The organism is Mucilaginibacter psychrotolerans, from assembly GCF_004519315.1.
Taxonomy (GTDB): Bacteria; Bacteroidota; Bacteroidia; order Sphingobacteriales; family Sphingobacteriaceae; genus Mucilaginibacter; species Mucilaginibacter psychrotolerans.
On sequence record NZ_SOZE01000007.1, the window covers coordinates 1 to 18,579 of the forward strand.

The 18,579-nt window shown below is 48.8% G+C and carries 9 protein-coding genes; 2 read left to right on the plus strand and 7 right to left on the minus strand.

The features are described from left to right. Positions 1–401 precede the first annotated feature (401 nt). Entirely contained in the window at positions 402–1,721 is a 1,320-nt protein-coding gene (locus E2R66_RS08975) for a vanadium-dependent haloperoxidase (protein ID WP_133229796.1), read from the minus strand. A 260-nt stretch (positions 1,722–1,981) separates the two neighbouring features. On the opposite strand from E2R66_RS08975, the gene E2R66_RS08980 reads away from it, so the two are divergent. Then, positions 1,982–5,548: a VCBS repeat-containing protein gene (locus tag E2R66_RS08980; RefSeq protein ID WP_133229798.1), complete on the plus strand. Its 3,567-nt coding sequence runs from the start codon at positions 1,982–1,984 to the stop codon at positions 5,546–5,548. 10 nt (positions 5,549–5,558) lie between these two features. Here the strand turns inward: E2R66_RS08980 and E2R66_RS08985 are convergent, their stop codons facing one another. The 6 genes from E2R66_RS08985 to E2R66_RS09010 form a co-directional block, all read right to left on the minus strand. Beyond that, positions 5,559–5,969 carry a VOC family protein gene (locus E2R66_RS08985; RefSeq protein ID WP_133229800.1) on the minus strand — a complete coding sequence of 137 codons (411 nt, stop codon included), beginning with the start codon at positions 5,967–5,969 and terminating at the stop codon, positions 5,559–5,561. 215 nt (positions 5,970–6,184) lie between these two features. Continuing rightward, positions 6,185–7,162, minus strand: a complete 978-nt coding sequence (locus E2R66_RS08990) for a metallophosphoesterase (protein WP_133229802.1) — start codon at positions 7,160–7,162, stop codon at positions 6,185–6,187. 31 nt (positions 7,163–7,193) lie between these two features. Continuing rightward, positions 7,194–8,018, minus strand: coding sequence for a tyrosine-protein phosphatase (locus E2R66_RS08995; protein WP_133229804.1), 825 nt, complete (start codon positions 8,016–8,018; stop codon positions 7,194–7,196). 65 nt (positions 8,019–8,083) lie between these two features. Then, the gene (locus E2R66_RS09000; protein WP_133229806.1) at positions 8,084–9,667 is read right to left on the minus strand and encodes a SusD/RagB family nutrient-binding outer membrane lipoprotein; all 1,584 of its coding nucleotides are present in this window, start codon (positions 9,665–9,667) and stop codon (positions 8,084–8,086) included. 34 nt (positions 9,668–9,701) lie between these two features. Then, positions 9,702–13,010, minus strand: a complete 3,309-nt coding sequence (locus E2R66_RS09005; RefSeq protein WP_204985894.1) for a SusC/RagA family TonB-linked outer membrane protein — start codon at positions 13,008–13,010, stop codon at positions 9,702–9,704. 338 nt (positions 13,011–13,348) lie between these two features. Continuing rightward, a complete protein-coding gene (locus E2R66_RS09010) occupies positions 13,349–15,697 on the minus strand; it encodes an alpha-L-rhamnosidase-related protein (RefSeq protein ID WP_133229810.1) in 2,349 nt (782 codons plus the stop codon). A gap of 91 nt (positions 15,698–15,788) precedes the next feature. On the opposite strand from E2R66_RS09010, the gene E2R66_RS09015 reads away from it, so the two are divergent. Further along, positions 15,789–18,455, plus strand: coding sequence for a glycoside hydrolase family 2 protein (locus tag E2R66_RS09015; protein WP_133229812.1), 2,667 nt, complete (start codon positions 15,789–15,791; stop codon positions 18,453–18,455). Positions 18,456–18,579: the final 124 nt, after the last annotated feature.

Here is an 18,579-nt window from a genome sequence, read left to right on the forward strand (position 1 = left end):
ATTACCATCGAACAACAGCAAGTCGAACAACTGGCTGCCTGACAGCTTCCGGAAACGCTTGACCGCTCCCGAGGATAAAGCCAACTTCCTTAATAGGCCCTCATTAAAAACCTCATTACTAATAGATTGTAGTAAATTTCCCAACTTTTGTGTCTCGATTCTTGCGCTAAAATCATTTTTTTACCCTTAAGTTGACGGCTATGCCTCTTGAGAGGGGCGCGCGTTGAATTGTGTAGTGGCGGGGTGTGTTCGCCACCAAGCCATGGCGTAATGCACAGCGTGCAAACACCCCCCTCCACACCTCTCAAGAGGGGAATCGCACATCGCCCCCGCTTTTAATTACTTCAAACATATTCAATTTACTGATTTTCAACATTGTTGACATTGCCACCAACAACTCCCTACTTCCGCGTCTTCAATCTGCTCAATGCAAACTCCCCTATCCTGCGGCCTTCATCAACACCATTCACTATGGATGGCATATAGTGAATACCGCCATAAAACCGGCTGATAGATGCCTCCGCTGCGGCCGCTTTAAAAGACGGGAAGGTACGCGCAGGGATATCAAACTGCACCTCTGTAGAATCGGTAAAGGCCGTTTTATCGCCAAATAGTTTACCCAATACCACTGCGGATGCATTGGATACCACGCTATGCCCGCTGGTATATTCGGGGAAGGGCGGGGTTTGCAGCAGGGGTGCCCAACGCTCATCAATGTACTGGTTGATATAGGTTTCGGGGCGTATTACCTTGCTTTTGTATTTCTCGTCCCAGCAATTGATAAAGCCATCGGCAATAGTTACGGCCAGGCAGGCATAGGTCTCGGCACTGCGCACGTAATTGGCCTTGTTTTGGCGGCAAACTTCGGCTGCAATATTTATCCAATGCCCCCCGGGCGATATCTTCTTGATGGCGAACATGGTGTGCCCGTTGTTATTCACCTTAAAGGGGTTATCATCCCAAAAAGTCGCGGTTGCGGTTTGCTCCGGCGTTAAATGCAGGCCGGTATCGCGCACGGCCAGGGCAAGTTTATAAAAATAGCTGTCGGGTTTGGTGGAAAAATTCACGGCCTTTGCCGGCTTAAACTGCTGCGCCGAATCGAGCAGAAAGGGGCGTATCTCGTTCCAGTGCGGCTCTACGCCTTTCATATAGGCGGGTGGTGTGGGTTTCCAGGTGGCATCGTCGGTTTGCACATCGTATTTGGAGAGGGAGCGGGTGTGCTTGTAATTGTCTTTCCCGGCCCATTTCAATATCCTGTCGGCAATGAGTTTGCCGTACTGTATTGAGTTATCGTAAACATCATCGGGCATGCCGGTTTCTTTAAATTCGGCCATCATTTGATCATGGTAGCTCTCTATCCGCCCTTCAGACATAATCATGATCTTACCTACCGTAAGTGCTGCATGGGCTACGGCAAGCGTGTAGCAGTATTGCTTACCGGCCTCGGGTTTCGGCACAGAATCCAAGCCATTCAGTTGGCCGGAAAGTGAGATGTAGTTCTTATCGCCATTAACTGCGGCCTCATAAGCCGCCACGCTAACGTAGGCATAAATACGGCTGGCCACCGGCGGCGAGTAAATATCATGCACCATTACATCAGTCACCTGCCTTACAGAACGGTGGATGAATTCCGGGTTTTCGGCAAGCTTTTGCCAGTTGCTATTGGTATGGCATGCTGCAAGCAAAAATAACGCCGCAAGGGCAATGCATATCTTCTTCATAAACGGCTACAAATTATCAGGTTGGTTGCGGCATGCGCAGCTTTTTAAATTGACAAGGCAAATATATACGCTTAAAGCAGCTTTAGCTGCCGCGATACGTTTCTGCTAACTTTTGAGATGATTTGACGAATAGCATCATTTAAAATACGTTTTCTTTACATTTAAATACCAATTATTTACCTGCGGCATATGGCCTTACTTCGCTCAGAAAGCAAGCTTAACCAGCCCTGCCGCACATACCTTTTTTGATAATATCCGTGATGTTTACTTGCAAGCAAAACCCCTGTATAGCGTTATTAGCCTCGGCATTGTTTTTACTAACCGCATGCTCCAAAAAACCAGATGCCGACACCCTGTTTAAACTGCTTCCCGCCTCGCAAACCGGCATCGAATTTAAGAATACCATTACCGAAAGCGATAGCCTCAACATACTCAACCACCCCTACCTGTACAACGGTGCGGGCGTGGGGATAGGCGATTTTAACCGCGACGGCAAACCCGACGTTTATTTTGCCGGCAATATGGTAGCCAGCAAGTTATTCATCAACAAAGGGAATTTAACTTTTAAAGATGCGACCGTCGCTGCGGGCGTTGGCGGCAGCGGGCAATGGTGTACCGGCATATCGGTAATAGATATCAATAACGATGGTTGGTTGGATATTTACGTGTGCGCGTCCTTCAAAAACGATCCTGCCCAGCGCAAGAATATGCTGTTCATCAACCAGGGTATCGGTAAGGATAGCATTCCAACCTTCAAAGAATCGGCAGCGGCTAATGGCTTGCAGGATACCGGCTACAGCACCCAGGCGATATTCTTCGATTATGACCATGACGGTTGGCTGGATATGTACCTGCTCACCAACTTCCTGGGTAAGGATACCCCCGTTGCCTATCGCCCTAAACTTAACGACGGCAGCGCCGTAAATAACGACCGCCTGTACCACAACAACGGCAACGGCACGTTCAGCAATGTTACCAAACAGGCGGGCATCCTGCTGGAGGGATTCGGCAACTCCGTTTCGGAGACGGATATAAACAACGATGGCTGGGCGGATATTTATGTGGGCAACGATTTCATTTCTAACGACATCCTGTACATCAACAACAAAAATGGCACCTTTACCAACCGCTCGTCCGAGTATTTTAAGCACTCGGGCTGGAGTGTAATGGGTTCGGATATGGTAGATATCAACAACGACGGCATGGCCGACCTGGTATCGTTGGAGATGCTTCCCGAGGAAAACCTGCGCAAAAAAACCATGCTGGTTGGCGATAACTACATCACCTACATCAACAACGATAAGTATAAATACGACCACCAATACATCCGCAACGTGTTGCAGCTTAACCAGGGGCAATTACCGGGCGGGCACCCGCAATTTAGCGAGGTGGCCTATATGGCAGGCGTTTACCAAACCGACTGGAGCTGGACACCTTTGGTGACCGATTTTGATAACGATGGTTACCGCGATATGGTGATCACCAACGGCTACCCGCGCGACGTAACGGATTTGGACCACGCTCTATACACCAACGACCAGGGCCGCACCGTAAAAGAAAACACCACGCTTGCCGCTGCAGATTCCTTCCCGGTGGTAAAAACAGCCAGTTACGCGTTCCGCAATAAGGGCGGGTATATGTTTAACGACCAATCGAAAGACTGGGGGATAACCAAGCCAACCTTCTCTACCGGCGGCGTATATGCCGATCTGGATAACGACGGCGATATGGACCTGGTCATCAACAACATCAACGATGATGCATTCGTGTATGAGAACACCCTCAAAAGTAAAACACACCTGGATAAATCCCACAATTACCTCAAAGTCGCGCTGGAGGGAGACGATAAAAACAAGGGCGGCATAGGTGCGACCATCCGCATTTATTACCAGGGCAAGCAACAATTTTACGATCAGCAGCCTTGCCGCGGCTACATGAGCACGGTAGATGCGCTGGCGCATTTCGGGCTGGGCGCGGCTACCAATGTAGATTCGTTACGAATACGCTGGGCCGATGGCAAAACACAACTGCTAACCAACCTTAAAACTAGCCAAACGGTAAAGCTCAAGTATAAAAATAGTGCAGGGAACTACCCGCCGGGCATACCGGCCATAGCAAGCCCAATCTTTAAGCCTGTGAACGTCGAGCTGGGCATCAACTACACGCACCAGGAAAAGGATGCTATCGACTACAACATCCAACCTACGCTACCGCATAAGCTAAGCCAGCATGGCCCATGCATAGCCGTTGGCGATATCGACAAAAACGGCTTCGACGATTTTTTCGTGGGTGGCTCGGCTGGTAACAAAGGCGTGTTTTTTATGCAAAGCGCGGGCGGTCATTTCACCATGGATAATAAACGCTTCCTGAACGAGGAGTTTAAAGAGGAAGAAGATATGGGTGCCATCTTGTTTGATGCCAATGGCGATGGCAACCTGGATTTGTATGTAGCAAGCGGCAGCTTTGAATTCCCTAAGGGCCACACCACTGCACAAGACAGGTTATACATCAACAACGGCAGAGGGCAGTTCGAGCGCGATTATGCGGCTATCCCGGTAGAATACGATAACGGTTCCTGCGTGCGCGCTGCTGACTACGATGGCGATGGCGATTTGGACCTTTTTGTTGGCGGGCGTTCAGTTTCAGGGGCCTACCCCTCCTCTCCGGCAAGCCATATCCTGCAAAATAACCACGGCGTATTTGCCGATGTTACCGTGCAGCTATGCCCTCAATTGGCGCAAGGCGGCATGATTACCGATGCCCTTTGGAGCGATTTTAACAACGACGGCAAGATAGATTTGGTTGTAGTTGGCGAATGGATGCCGGTTACTTTTTACCAAAATACGGGTAGCGGCTTCAGCAATGCTAATGCGGCATCGGGCATCAGCAGCCATGTAGGTTGGTGGAACAGCATCGTAGCCGGTGATTTCAATAAGGACGGCAAAACGGACTACATTGCCGGCAACCTCGGCCAAAATTCCAATTACAAAGCATCGGCAACGCAACCTATGAGCATCATCGGCAAGGATGTAGATGGCAATGGCTCTTTCGATGCCATGATATTCTGTTACATGAAAGCGGAGGACGGCACGCAAAAAGCCTTCCCCATGCACACCCGCGATGACCTCATTAGCCAGGTTATCGGCATCCGCAAAAAGTATCCAACTTATAAAGGCTTCGGCCGGGCCACTATGCAGAATCTTTGGAGCGCACAGGATAAAGAAGGTGCGTTGGAGTTGACCGCTACCGATATGAATACCAGCTATATCCAAAACCATGGCAGCGGCAAATTCAGCATAGCGGCTATGCCTTTGGCTGCCCAGATGGCCCCGGTTTACGGCATGGTGGCCGAAGATATCGACCTTGACGGCAACCTGGACCTACTGATGAGCGGCAACGATTTCGGGATGGAACCCTTTACCGGCAGGCACGATGCCTTTATGGGCCTCTATTTAAAAGGCAATGGCAAAGGCGGCTTCGCACCTGTCGATATGCCCAAAAGCGGCATCTGTATAAACGGTGATGGCAAAGCGCTGGCCACCATCGTATCCGGCAACAAACAACTATTCGTGGCCACCCAAAACCAGGGCAGCATGCAGGTTTACCAAAAGGCCGGCAACCAACAAGCGAAATGGCTTAAGCTGAACCCGGGAGATTTCTGTGCGGAGATTACCTACAAAAACGGCAGTAAGCAAAAGGTAGAATTCTACTATGGCTCAACCTACCTGTCGCAATCATCACGCGTGCTGAAGCTACAGTCGAACATAACTACGGTTACCATCACAAGCTTCAATGGCAGTAAAAGGGAGGTGAAGATTTCTTTTTAGCCCTCCCTCTTTAGTTTTTACCGCTGAACTTTTTGATGGCCTGCGGCGTTACTGGCGTAAAAAAGTTAACCAGGTTGCCCTCCGGGTCGCGGAAGAGGAGTGATCTGTTTCCCCAGGGCATTGTTGTGGGTTCTTGCACCAATGCCTCGCCAAGGAAATCTTTAAGGCGTACATAATCCTGGTCTACATCCTCAACCAAAAACTCTATAATGGCTGTACGGTTCTGTGCAGCTTGTGCAATCTCCGGCCCGCCAAAAAATTGCAAGGTATCCGTACCGCCGAATGCCAGCGTAGCCGATTTGGTTTGCAGCTCGGCAAAACTATCGGTAAACCATGTTGCGGGCACGGCGGTTATATGCGCATAAAAGCCTACTAATTTTTCAACATCTGCGGCGATAATCCTAATTGAAACCAAGTTCATATTGTCTATTTTTATATCTAAAACAGCAGGCCGAATACCGGCAGTGCTTTGAATAGTAAAACTAAAAACCACCGGTGACAACCCTATGTCAGCAGGACCAGGCTTTTTTTCTAATTGTGTTAAAAAAACAGTGGTAGTATTTAAAGCACGCAGGCGGTTATCGGCCAAATTAATCTTTGCCAATAACCGCCTATATTGCCTGTTCGTGGTGCCTTTTATTTACTCAGCTCAGTTTCATAAAGCACCTTGCCGCTATAATTGATGGCCTTAACCCTCAGCTTATCTGCATTGATAGAAAAGTACATAAAGCCATGCTCTGATGCCTGAAACTTTGCATAGGGGATGCCTGTGGTAACAGGTGTAAGTTCAGACCCTGCGCCGGAGATAAACTGATGCGTAAAGCCTTCGGGTTTGAGGTGCTGCAGGGAATGATCGTGGCCGGAGAGGTATAGGTCGGCCTTGTACTTGTTCAGCGTATCGGTAATGATTTTGCGCACGGTAAGCGTATCGAAGTTTTTGATGCGCGGGCCAACCGTATAGGCCGGGTGGTGGCCTATTACGATCTTCCACTTCACTTCGGCTGATGCATTCTTGAAGGTTTCATCCAGCCAAACCATCTGCTTATCTACGTAGTCTTTCTTGTCCTCAAACAGCATCGGATCGGTATCGATAAACACAAATAGTACGGTACCGGGTTTGTGCTTATCCAGCTTCATTTCTTTGGCGTAATAGCGCGCGGGCATGCACCAGCGGCGGCTTACCTTGCTGTAGCGTATCTGTGCATCGGGGTCGGCAATATAATCGTGGTTGCCCAGCACGGGGTACCAATCACATTGCAGGGAATGCGCTGTATAAATATTCTCGAAGGAGAAATTCCATAGCGGGTCACGCTCGCTGATAACGCCCTTGGGATAAAAATTATCGCCTACAGATATTACGAAATCATTAGGGTTGGCCGCACCCCAAAGACCCATTTGTTTGGCTACTTCAGTTTGGTCATATTCGCCGTTGCGGCCCCAGTCGCCAAGCGCCATAAAGTGCAGGTCGTAACCGTCGTCATTGGCGGCGCGTGGCGATACATCTTCGCTATCTAAATGGGTAATGCCGCTATCTGCTATGCCCTCCAGCGGGCCCAATAACGATACACCGAAAGCCGTCAAGCCGGCGTTCTTCACAAAATCTCTCCGTTTCATAATACTACTGTACTGATGTTTAAAGCTACTACTATTCCAGGTATTTGCTTTTAAGGGCCGTAAGCTGTTTGTTGTTCAGCTTCAACTGCTCCTTTATAAAATTATCTACCGAGCCATATTGCTTATTGATAGCGGCGAAGGTAGCATCCAGATACTCTTTCTTGGCACTCATCATCGAGCGGGCGGTGCCTTCGTCCATATGCATCATGCCCACCATGCCTTTAATCGAGCGGTCGTTATCGGCTGTGCGGTAATAGTTGGTGGCGGTGTAATCGGCCATTATGGTTTCGTAGGGTACGCCCAGGCTGTACAGGAACAGGGCAGCGGCAATGCCGGTGCGGTCTTTACCGGCGGTGCAATGGAATACCAGGCTTTGGTCGGCAGGTACGGCAAGCAATTTATCAAAGAAGGGGCGGTAACGTTCGGCCAGGTAGCGGGTATTGCTGTAGTAAGCCGTCATGATAGAGTCTCCGCTGTTTTTTGGCGCGGTCATAATCTGTTTCATCCAAAAGCTTAAGCTATCACTTCCGGCCGGGCACAAAACGTAGTCGGTACCGGGGTTTAGCTTATCCGGCTGTTGCTGCGCTTCCTGGTGCCCGCGCAAATCAACATCGTAGGATATTTTCTTATCGCGCAGCACAGCCAGGTCGGCATCGGTAAGCCTGCTGATATCAGCACTACGGTACACCTTTCCCCATTTAACCGTTTTGCCCGATGTGGTTTTGTAACCACCCAGATCCCTGAAGTTTGCTGCGCCATGCAAAGCTACCATGCGCCTGGCGCTATCTGCAACCTGTGCTTTGCTGCCAGCCGCGAAGGCCACGAGTAAGGTTAATGCGAAGAATATCTTTTTCATTTCTTTTTATAATTAAAAAGCAGGGGTTGCAAATGCAACCCCTGCTGTGTATAGTTAAATGTTGATTATTTAATCAACCACATATCCTTAAACACATCTTCACTGCCACCATATTGGGTGCCGATAGATGCTTTGTAGTTGGCATTGTTGGCGTTGATCTCGTCCAAAGGATATAACCAACGGTGTGGTATTTTACCACCAACCGTGCCTAAACCTACGCCGCCTTCGCTAAATGCAGGCAGACCGGTACGGCGATGGTTCATGAAAGCTTCCCAGCCCGAGTTCATGAAGAACGCGATATACTTTTGCTGCATGATCTGCGCAAGTGCAGCAGAGGGGTCGGCTACGTTATAAGCTACATTAGCCAAAAAGGTTGGGTTATCTGTAGTAACGGTACCCAAAGCCTTGCCACCTACGTCAGAAACGGTAACAGTTGAGTTTGCATTAACATTAAGACCAAAGTTGGCAAACGAAGCGGCAATACCTTTATCGTACCATGATTTAGCATCGGCAACGGTAAGCGTTGGTGCCCAACCCCTGTTGATACCTTCGGCAATATTGAAGCACATTTCAGGATAACCTACCAGGAAGAATGGCTCGGCAGTTGCACCTAAGTTGTTGGTGAAATAACGTGCACCGTTAAAGGTTGAGTAGTTAGCCGCAGTGTTTTGCAACGTAGCCAATGCAGTACCCGGATCTGCACCGATATAGCTGCCGAATGAAGCGAAACCGGCCGCTGTAACCGGGCTCGCAATAACAAATGTACGTGGATCTTTTGTAGAGGTGGTGATATCCAGCACCGGTTTACCTACGTTTTGGAAGTTGTTGTAAGAGTTGTTACCGGTAGCAAACGGTGGGTAAAGGTTAGAAGCAACCCATTTGTAAACCATGTTATCGCTGTTAGCGGTCATGATAGGGTTGGTAGCCGTATTTGTAAGGATTGCTGCAAACTGAGTTTTGATGCCCAGGTCGGCAGTATCATCGGCCCTTTTACTCAGGCTGATGAGTATCCTTAAGCGGTAGGTATTGATCAGTTTTTGCCATTGCAGGTTGGTGAACCCAAAAATGTCGCCACCATCAAATATAACGCCTGGCTGAGCCGCTACTGTAGCATTCAGGATTGCGTTAGCATCTTCCAATAACTTCAGTGAGTTTTTGTAAACATCTTTCTGGGTATCGAAAACCGGGGTCAGGAAGTTAGGGTCGCCTGCCTGTGTCATCGGAATATCGCCTACACGTTGCGACAACCAAATGGCCGAGTATGCACGGAAGAATTTGGCAACGGCAGCATATTTGCTGTTTGCACCAACCTGGCTCTGTGCCTGTGTTTCCAATTGGATAGCATATTTCAAAATCTCGTAGCTGTGCGCGCTGTAGCTCCAGGTATCTTCGTTAGTACCCCAATATTTGGCGTAGTTAGATACCTGCATCTGAGCACCTTTATAGGGGATGTATTCGCTGCTGGCAAATGGCATCTCATCGGCACGGATCAACGTAGCGGTAAGGTGGTTCAGTATCAGCGACACCGGAACAACCGAATTAGCGTTACCCGCGTTCGGGTTAGCATCCAGGTTGCCTTTCTGGCAGCTCGATACCGAAAGTACCAGCAGCAGGCAAGCCGAAATTATTTTTACTGTTATATTTTTCATCTTAATTCTTTTAATGTTTTTAGAAGCGGTTGTTTTAGAAGCTCAGGTTGATGTTGAAACCGAACCTGCGGAAGGTTGAGCTTTGTAAAGCACCGTTTGAAGGGGCACCACCTGTAGTCCTGTCGGCAGAGTTGTAACCCGAAGCGTACTGGTCGATATCGAAATCTTTGCGTGCTGCGAAGTATAACAGGTTACGGCCAACCAATGAGAACGTGGCCGCTTTGATGCCGGCTTTCTGCAGGAAGGTTTTGTTGAAGGTATAACCTAAAGTCACCTCGCGCAGTTTAGCGTAGCTCCTGCTGATCATAAACGCTTCATCAATACCTTTAACGGTACCGTTCAAATAACCCTGAACCGTGATTGGCGTGGTGTTTGGTGCGAATGTAAGCTCATCAAGGTTGGTGATAACGCCGTCCTGGTATTTAGGGGTACCGCCGGTTATCTTAACACCCGGGCCAAATTCGTTACCGATCAAAGCAGGGGTTGGTGCCTGTGTGCCTGTTTTGGTAGAATTCCACTCCGCTAAACGTGCTGCGCCAATAACGCCTTGCACGGTAGAAAGATCTGTACCGCCCTGGCGTGCTGCGTAGTAGTTGTAATCGTATATTCTACCACCTATACGGCCATCAAACTGGAAGCTGAAGCTCCACGCTTTGTAAGCGAACCTGTTGCTGATACCGAAAGAAAAATCGGGGTTTAGGTGACCTAAAGAACCATATATCTGGCTGTTGCTGCCTGTTGCTTTCAATAAGTTACCGCTTGCATCGTAAACAATGTTGCCGCTCTTATCGCGCTGGAATTTGGTACCGAAAACTTCGTCTACCCTATCGCCAACTTTAAAGTTGTGGTTGCCCAAAGCAAGTTCGGTTAAACCGCCACCCAAAGAAGATATCGTTTCCCTGAATGTAGAGATGTTGGCATTGATATCCCATGAGAAACCATTAGGGTTACGGAATGGTGCACCTGTCAACGAGATTTCGAAACCCGAACGCTTGGTTGTAATAGCGTTAGCGTTCCTTGATGTATAGGTGGTTGATGGAGCAGCAAGCAAAGGATAAATCTGCGGTCCGTTCTCCGTATCAAAGTAAGTTGCATCTAAACCTAAACGGTTGTTCAGGAATTTAACGTCAACACCACCTTCGTAAGAGATACGCTTGTAAGCTTGCAGGTTAGCGTCGGCAAGGTTGGTGCTGTAGCTTACCGATGGCAGGTTGTTGTAGTATGTGTTGAAGCTTACTGTGTTTTGGTTGGTATAACTTGGGCCATCGTAAGAGCTATATAGTTCTGTACCATAACCTAATAATGAGTTTGTGGTGCTACCGGTAACCTGTTGGTACGCTGTACCAACGGTAGGGTTTGTTAAACCACCTTTTACCATTGCGGCAGAACCCCTTACTTTTAGGAAGCTGATAGCGGTTGGCAACTCAACATAATCGGATATTGCCGATGAAACCGAAACAGATGGGTAGAAATAACCACGCTTACCGGGAATAAAGGTCGACAGGTTATCGTAACGGCCTGTGGTATTAATGTTGAAGTATTTATCGTAGCTGATGTCTGCTGAATAGAAAGAGCTATAGATTTGCATCTTCGAATCCCAGGTGTACGAAAGCGGCGTTTGTACCGAGTTAGATAATACATATACGTTTGGTATAGCCAAAGCACGCGTAGTACCATAGAATGAAGTGTATGTGAACGAACGTGCGTTACCGCCTGCCAGTAAGTTGAACGACCATTTGCCCACTGTTTTGTTGTAGTTGAACTGTAAGTCGGTGTTGTTTTCGAACAGGTTACGGTCATCTTCGCGGTAATCACCGTACCAGCCGAATTTATACCATGAGGTGTAAGCATTTAAGTTTGCTGATGAAGGCACCTGCTCTGTACGTTTCTGGTTCCAAGTGGTGATCTGCGAACGCAAAGCAACGGTAAGGTCATTGCTGATTTTGTAGTTCAGCTTTAAGTAACCGTATATATCGGTTTTATCGTGGCCGCGCAGCCATTTTTGCGCCATAAAGTACGGGTTGTTCAAGCGGCCATATTCCTGTGCGTATTGCACCAGACCGGGAACGCCTTGCGGGCCTTTGTATATGTCGGTAAGATCCCTTACATCATAATCTGCCGAGCCATAAACCTTAAACATGTAGATATAGCTGTTAGGGCCATAGCTCACATCAGGAATGTTTGGCGTGTACTGTTTATTTAAGTTTAAGTTACCCTCAACAGATAATTTGGGGGTGATATTGTAGCTTAAGCCAATGTTGAAGTTATCAGAGTTCAACTTAGTGTTCGGCATAACGCCTTTCTGGTACATATGCGTGTAAGAAGTTCTCAACGCGTAATTTGTACCACTGGCAGAAACCGCTAAGTTGTTGGTAGTTATCAAACCGGTTTCGATAAAATTATCCCAGTTGTTAACGCCACGAGCCAACCATGGGGTTGCGGTGCGTTTGCCGGTAACCGGATCGTAAGGGCTATCGTACTGGCGCAATAATTGGCCCTCAAAACGCGGACCGTATTCGCCTAAACGGTTAGTGTTATCATACAATACATCTGCAGATGGCACATACACGTTAGAATTATCTTTTGCCTGATACTCGTAGTGGTAAGCGTTACCCCTGCCGTATTCTGTTTGCGGCTGCGGCGAAGCAATAAGGCCACGCTCGAACAAAGTGCTGCTGTTGAAATCAACCTGCCAGCCTTTTGCATCCTTAGAACCTTTTTTGGTAGTGATTACAATGGCACCATTGATACCCCTTGCACCATAAAGCGCAGCGGCGTTAGGGCCTTTCAGTACCGAGTATGATTCGATATCATCCGGGCTAACGTTCCAGGTATCAGAGTTAACCGGCGAACCGTCAACTACAAAAAGTAAATCCTTGCTGCCGCGCAGTACCAGTTCTGGCCTGCCCAGCATCTCGGCGTTGGCACCAACGGTTAAACCTGCAATTTTACCAACCAATGAGTTGATTGGGTTAGGGTCGCGGGCTTTAACAAGGTCGGCACCTTTTATCTCCTGTACCGAGTAGCCTAACTTGCGCACTTCTTTTTTGATACCGTAAGCTGTTACTACAACTTCCGATAACGCTTTAGAGTCGCTTGCCAATTGGATAGAAAGATTGGTTTCGGTACCAATTACTACCTCTTTGGTGATATAACCAATCGATTTGATCACAATTGTCTGGCCTTTAGTACCCGAAATTGTAAATCGACCTTCAACACCGGTAGTGGTGCCGAATGTGGTTCCCTGTATCATAACGGTTACGCCGGGGATGGGCTGGTTATGATCATCTATAATGATACCTCTGACAGGCACACTATTTTGGGCGGATAATAGCTGCGGCATAACTAACGTTATGAGCACTAAAATCGTCCTGTAACAAGATTTGAGTAAAGATTGTTTCATGAATGTGATTTTTCCACGAAACTACCCCCGCTGTGTTAAGGCTATATTTACCAAACAACAACAAAACTTTATATAATTGTAACAATAAGCCCCAGTATTAAGACAAACGCAACAAAAGCAATCCAATGTTAACAGAATAATAAAAAAAAGGCAATTGCAGCGTGTTTCAATTTATACTTATACACAACACTACACAAAGCATGAAACCATAATAACAAAATCAACGTACTTGGGCAGCGTAACAAGCCGGGCCCGCACGCATTCAAGCTTTCGCTCAATCAAATCACAAACACGTTCTCCCCCACCTTAAGCACATAACGTTTTGCTTTCCATATCAGCACGCCTGTGGCCTTTTGCGGTAGGCTGATATTTATCTTCCATTTGCCTTTGTCCAGTACATAAGCCGCAGCAACTGTCCCGTTGGGGTGCGGCATCGTTCCGCTCACCTTGGTTATTTTACCCAGGTGCGGCTCTATCCTTATCTTGCTGAAACCCGGTGCATCGCTATCGATGCCCAACACCGTGCGGAAGAACTCGATGTTAGGGCTGGCTCCCCAGGCATGGCAATCTGATCGGGAGGTGTTCACGTCCGAATACTCGGCCCAGGTGGTAAGGCCCATAGCTATGTTTTCGCGGTATATGCCCAGCCAATCCTGGTATTGATTGCCAAGGCCCGCTTTTACCAGCGCCTGGTTCAGGTAGTATTTAAAGTACACCGAGCATTGTACCAGGCTGGTATCTTTCAGCATCCCATTGGCAACAGCTTTCCTATCCGCAGCGCTTGCCACGCCGGTAAGTATAGCCAGCGAATTGGCATGCTGCGAGTACGCTTTCTTTTCTTTGGTGTCGGCATACAGCTTTTTAACCGGGTCCCAATACTTGCGCTGTATGGTGGCCTTTAGCTGCGCGGCTTTTTGTTTATATAAGGCGGCATAACCGGGCATGCCTATTTTGCCTTCCATGTCTGCCGCCCATTGGTAGGCCCATAGTAATTGCAAGTCGTAAATAGCTGCGGTGCCGTCTACACGGTCTACGCCTCCGGCGAAATCGCCCGACCAATCTACAAAGGCCCAGTAGGGTGTATTTTTTACCGAGCCATCTACCTGCTGGTACTTGCTGAAAAAATCGAGCACGCCACGCACGCCAAGCAGTTTATCCTTGATGAATTTATCATCACCGCGGTACATCCAGTAATCGTGCAGCATGCCGATATACCATAACGAGAAGGGCGATATTACCTGCGTTCCGCGCGATGGGTAACAGCTGGCGGTAACGCCCTCGGGCAGGCGCGAGTGGTCCATCTGGGTGAGGGCATTGCGGGCCAGCCGGTCATCAGTACTATTATAGTAGGTGATCATGGCCTGTATGCGGGTATCGCCAATGTATTGCAGCTGCTCGTAGTACGGGCAATCGGTATAAGTTTCCCAGGCGTTGAGCCTTGCGGTGCGCCAGCCAATATCCAGCATTTTGGTTATCTCGCTATCCGCAGTATTAAATACCGATACCCGTTTAAAGGGGTAACAGGTAAAGGTGCCATAAAGGTCTTCAATCACCAGTGGCTCGTCTTTGGTTTTTACGATGAGTTTAATGTAGCGGTAGGTGCGGAAGTTGAGCGTAGTGAAGCTTTGCCCCTGGCTGCCATCGGCAATCAGGCTATCTATCCTCGCCACAAATTCTTTCCCATCTACATCGTTGCGGTTGCCTTTAACTACACCCCTGCTGCCTTTTTTATAAAGCGATTCGGCATAGCCCAACGATATACCGGCATCTTTCCCTCCACTGAAGTTTAGGGTTACGTAGGCGTTGGTTTCAAAGGTTTGGTCGAGTATTAAAGTAGCCATCGTATTCGCCGGTATAGTTATAGCCGCTTTTGCCGCAGGGAAGGCTGCGGGTACGGTGGTATTTGTAGCAGCACGCAGCGCAACCAGGCGCTGGTAAGTCAGCTCCCTTGCCGGTAGTGTTGAGGGTACCAGCGCCCATTCTATCCCCCATGCCGAGCCCTTCAGCCTGCCATCGGCCAGTTTATTTACCTGTGGCCAGGCGGTATCGTCGAAATCGGTGGCCGCCCAGTCGCCTTTTAAGGCCTGGTTCATATCCACCATTTCGCCTTTGCTGGCGGCAAAAAAGTAGCCCGGTACGGGGTGGTGCCCCACATCGCGGATGCCTTTCCAGCTATCGTTGGTATTCAATAAATCTTCTGCCGGCGTGCTGCCCTGTAGTATAAAGCCGGTGCGCACGGTAATCTGTGCTGCCGGGCTGTATTGCGCTTCGTTCCACACCAAAGCGGCTACGGTATTTTTGCCTGCGGCGAGATAAGGAGCAAGGTCTACCGTTTCGTAGTTCCAATTATAAGTGTCGCCACGCGCGGGACCAAGGGATACCAGCATACCGTTCACATAGAGTTTATAGCGGTTATCTGCCGATACATGCACGGGGAACGTTCCGGGCTTTGCCGCGAGGTTGATGCTCTTACGGAAATAAAACACGCCGTAGCTGCTGCCGTTATCGCCCTCCGCGCCTATCCAATAAGAATTCCATTGCCTTTTGGCTACTGTTTGTTGGCTATTGGCAGGTTTGGCAAGGCCTATACCGAAAACGATGAGCAGGGCGGTAAAAAGTATCTTCATAGTGGTTTCCTAATTGTGCTGCAATATAATAAAATAGTTATTAAATCGATTTAGCAATTTTTTTATAAATTGCCGCCGAAATCGAATAATTATGAAATACCTCTTCAAAGCAAGTTTAGCCACTGCCCTGCTATTTATAACATTGCATGCCACCTTGCAGGCACAGTCTGTTAAACTTCATTGGAAATTATTCCCGCAGAACGATAGCTTGTATATGCTTAGCCAAATTGCGCAGCCCGGTTTCCATACAGCACAATGGATAGATGCCATAGTGCCGGGCACCGTGTTCTATGCCTACGTAAAGGCGGGCAAAGAGCCCAGCCCCGATTATGCCGACAACATCTTTAAGGTAGATAAAGCCAAATACGACCGCCCCTTTTGGTACCGTGCCGAATTTGCGGGCAGCAAGCTTTTGGCAGGCAAACACACCTGGCTCAACTTCAACGGCATCCACAAGCGCGGCGAAATATACTTCAATGGGCAGCACATCGGTACGGTTAAAGGCATCGTGGAAAGGGGTATTTATGATATCACCAGCTTGCTCAACAAAAAAGGCAGCAACGTTATCCTGGTGCTGGTGGTGCCGCCCCGCAACGACCCCGAGCATAACCACCCGTTGGCCAACTGGGAGGCCCCAACTTATATCAGCAGCGGCAGCTGGGATTGGATGCCTGCCGTGCCGGGCCTCAACAGTGGCCTTACCGATACCGTAGCCATCACGCAAAAGGGTCCCGTTTCAATCGAAGACCCATGGATTCGAACTACCATGGTCGATATGAACCAGGCAAACATTACCTTTAAGGCCACGCTACGTAATGCCTCGGCCCTGCCAGTAACGGGAGTTGTACAACTTACCATCAGCCCGGGCAACGTTAAACTCAGCGGCCCTGCCATCACCCTGGCAGCCAACAGTAGCCGAACCATCAGCTACGATAAGGCCGATTTTGCGCAGCTGCACATCAAAAACCCCAAATTGTGGTGGCCCAACGGCTACGGCGGCAGGGCCGATGGCACGCAAAACCTGTACACCTGCACGGTGAGCTTTGCAGTTAAAGGCAATGCGCCGTCAGATGTAGTTAGCAAATCGTTCGGTATCCGCAAAATCACAGCCGATACCACTACGCTTAATGGCCCCCTGCGGGTGTATGTGAATGATGTACCCATCCTGCTGAAAGGCGGCAACTGGGGCATGAGCGATTATATGCTGAAGGTGCGTGGCAAGGATTACGATGCCCGCATCCGTTTCCACCAGGATATGAACTTCAACATCATCCGCAACTGGACCGGCGAAGTTACCGATGAAGCGTTCTACGACTATTGCGACCGCTACGGCATTATGGTTTGGGACGATTTCTGGCTCAACAACTTCGGGCAGATTGATAGCCTGGATATCTTTAAAAATAACGCCATTGAAAAAGTGAAGAAGCTGCGCAACCACCCCTCCATCGCTATCTGGTGCGGCGCCAACGAGGGTGTGCCGGGCGGCAACCCGGCAGGTCCGCTGAATATGGCCATCAGGAACGCGGTAAAAGAGTTCGATGGCGATGATAAATTGTACCTGGCCCGTTCCAACGCCGGTGAAACCAACCCTAATTTCTCCATACATGGCGGCAGCAAAGTACTCTCGGGCAGCGGGTTGTGGAGCAATACCGACCCAAAAACCTATTTTACCGACCCGCATAACGGCTACCTGTTCTCGCAAAACTCCTACGGCATGCGTAGCGAATTAGGCACGGCCACCTTCGTGAATATCGAGAGCTTCAAAAAATTCATGCCAAAAGAATATTGGGTTGCCCCAACGCCCGATGCCGTGAACAGTAAAACCAATATGTGGGCGAGGCATTACTTTAGTACCGATGGCGCGCTTGGCGGCGGCTCGGACCCGGTAAAGTATATCAACACCATCAGCACCAGCTACGGCAAGGCAACATCCATAGAAGATTTTTGCAAAAAAGCCCAGATGCTGAACGTGGAAACCATGAAAGCTATGTACGAGGCATGGAACGACCACATGTGGCACGATGCGAGCGGCATGCTGATATGGATGAGCCAATCGGCCTACCCATCTATGATATGGCAAACCTATGATTACTATTACGACCTTACCGGCGCCTACTTCGGTGCCAAAACCGCCTGCGAACCCATCCATATCCAATGGAACGCGGCTACCAATTCGGTGAAGGTTATCAACAACAAAGCTTACGCCATACAAGGGCTTACCGCGCAGGCTACCGTTTACAACAGCGATGGCAAAGCCGTAACCGCATATAACATGACCAAAATATTGGACGTTACCCCTACTTCGGCAACTGAAGCTTTTATTGTATTTAATAGCATCGATAAACTCCCCTCGCTGAGCGATGTACATTTCCTGAAGCTGAGGCTTACCGATAAAGCGGGCAAGCTGGTATCCGAAAATTTCTACTGGATGGGTAATACTTATCTCGATTATACCGCGCTTAACAAAATGCCATCCGTTCGCGCAAGCCTGTCGGTAACGTCCCCCAAAATTTCTACTGCGAAAAACAAGTTGAATAAAGTGCTTGCTTATACCGTTGCCAATAATTCTAAGATTACGGCAGCATTCGGCATCAGGGTGCAGCTGTTGGATGCTAAAGGAAAGCAGATATTACCGGCTATTTATAGCGACAGTTATTTCTCTTTGATGCAGGGCGAAGCAAAAATGGTTACCGTGGAGGTCGCGCCGGGGTTGTTGAAAAAGGGGTATAAACTGGATGTGAGGGCGTATAATAATTAAAAAGCGCGGCAGCTGCTAAGCCATGTATTGCGAAACAAAACAAACTTGTCATTGCGAAGCCTTGGGCGGGCCCGAGCGGTGGGGGCTGCGGCAATCTCATAGGACAAGCGCCGATGCATGCAAA

Bases quoted from the DNA above. Each gene is read 5' to 3' on its own strand.
- E2R66_RS08975 (WP_133229796.1), bottom strand. From the start codon at position 1,721: ATGAAGAAGATATGCATTGCCCTTGCGGCGTTATTTTTGCTTGCAGCA.
- E2R66_RS08980 (WP_133229798.1), top strand. From the start codon at position 1,982: ATGTTTACTTGCAAGCAAAACCCCTGTATAGCGTTATTAGCCTCGGCA.
- E2R66_RS08985 (WP_133229800.1), bottom strand. From the start codon at position 5,969: ATGAACTTGGTTTCAATTAGGATTATCGCCGCAGATGTTGAAAAATTA.
- E2R66_RS08990 (WP_133229802.1), bottom strand. From the start codon at position 7,162: ATGAAACGGAGAGATTTTGTGAAGAACGCCGGCTTGACGGCTTTCGGT.
- E2R66_RS08995 (WP_133229804.1), bottom strand. From the start codon at position 8,018: ATGAAAAAGATATTCTTCGCATTAACCTTACTCGTGGCCTTCGCGGCT.
- E2R66_RS09000 (WP_133229806.1), bottom strand. From the start codon at position 9,667: ATGAAAAATATAACAGTAAAAATAATTTCGGCTTGCCTGCTGCTGGTA.
- E2R66_RS09005 (WP_204985894.1), bottom strand. From the start codon at position 13,010: ATGCCGCAGCTATTATCCGCCCAAAATAGTGTGCCTGTCAGAGGTATC.
- E2R66_RS09010 (WP_133229810.1), bottom strand. From the start codon at position 15,697: ATGAAGATACTTTTTACCGCCCTGCTCATCGTTTTCGGTATAGGCCTT.
- E2R66_RS09015 (WP_133229812.1), top strand. From the start codon at position 15,789: ATGAAATACCTCTTCAAAGCAAGTTTAGCCACTGCCCTGCTATTTATA.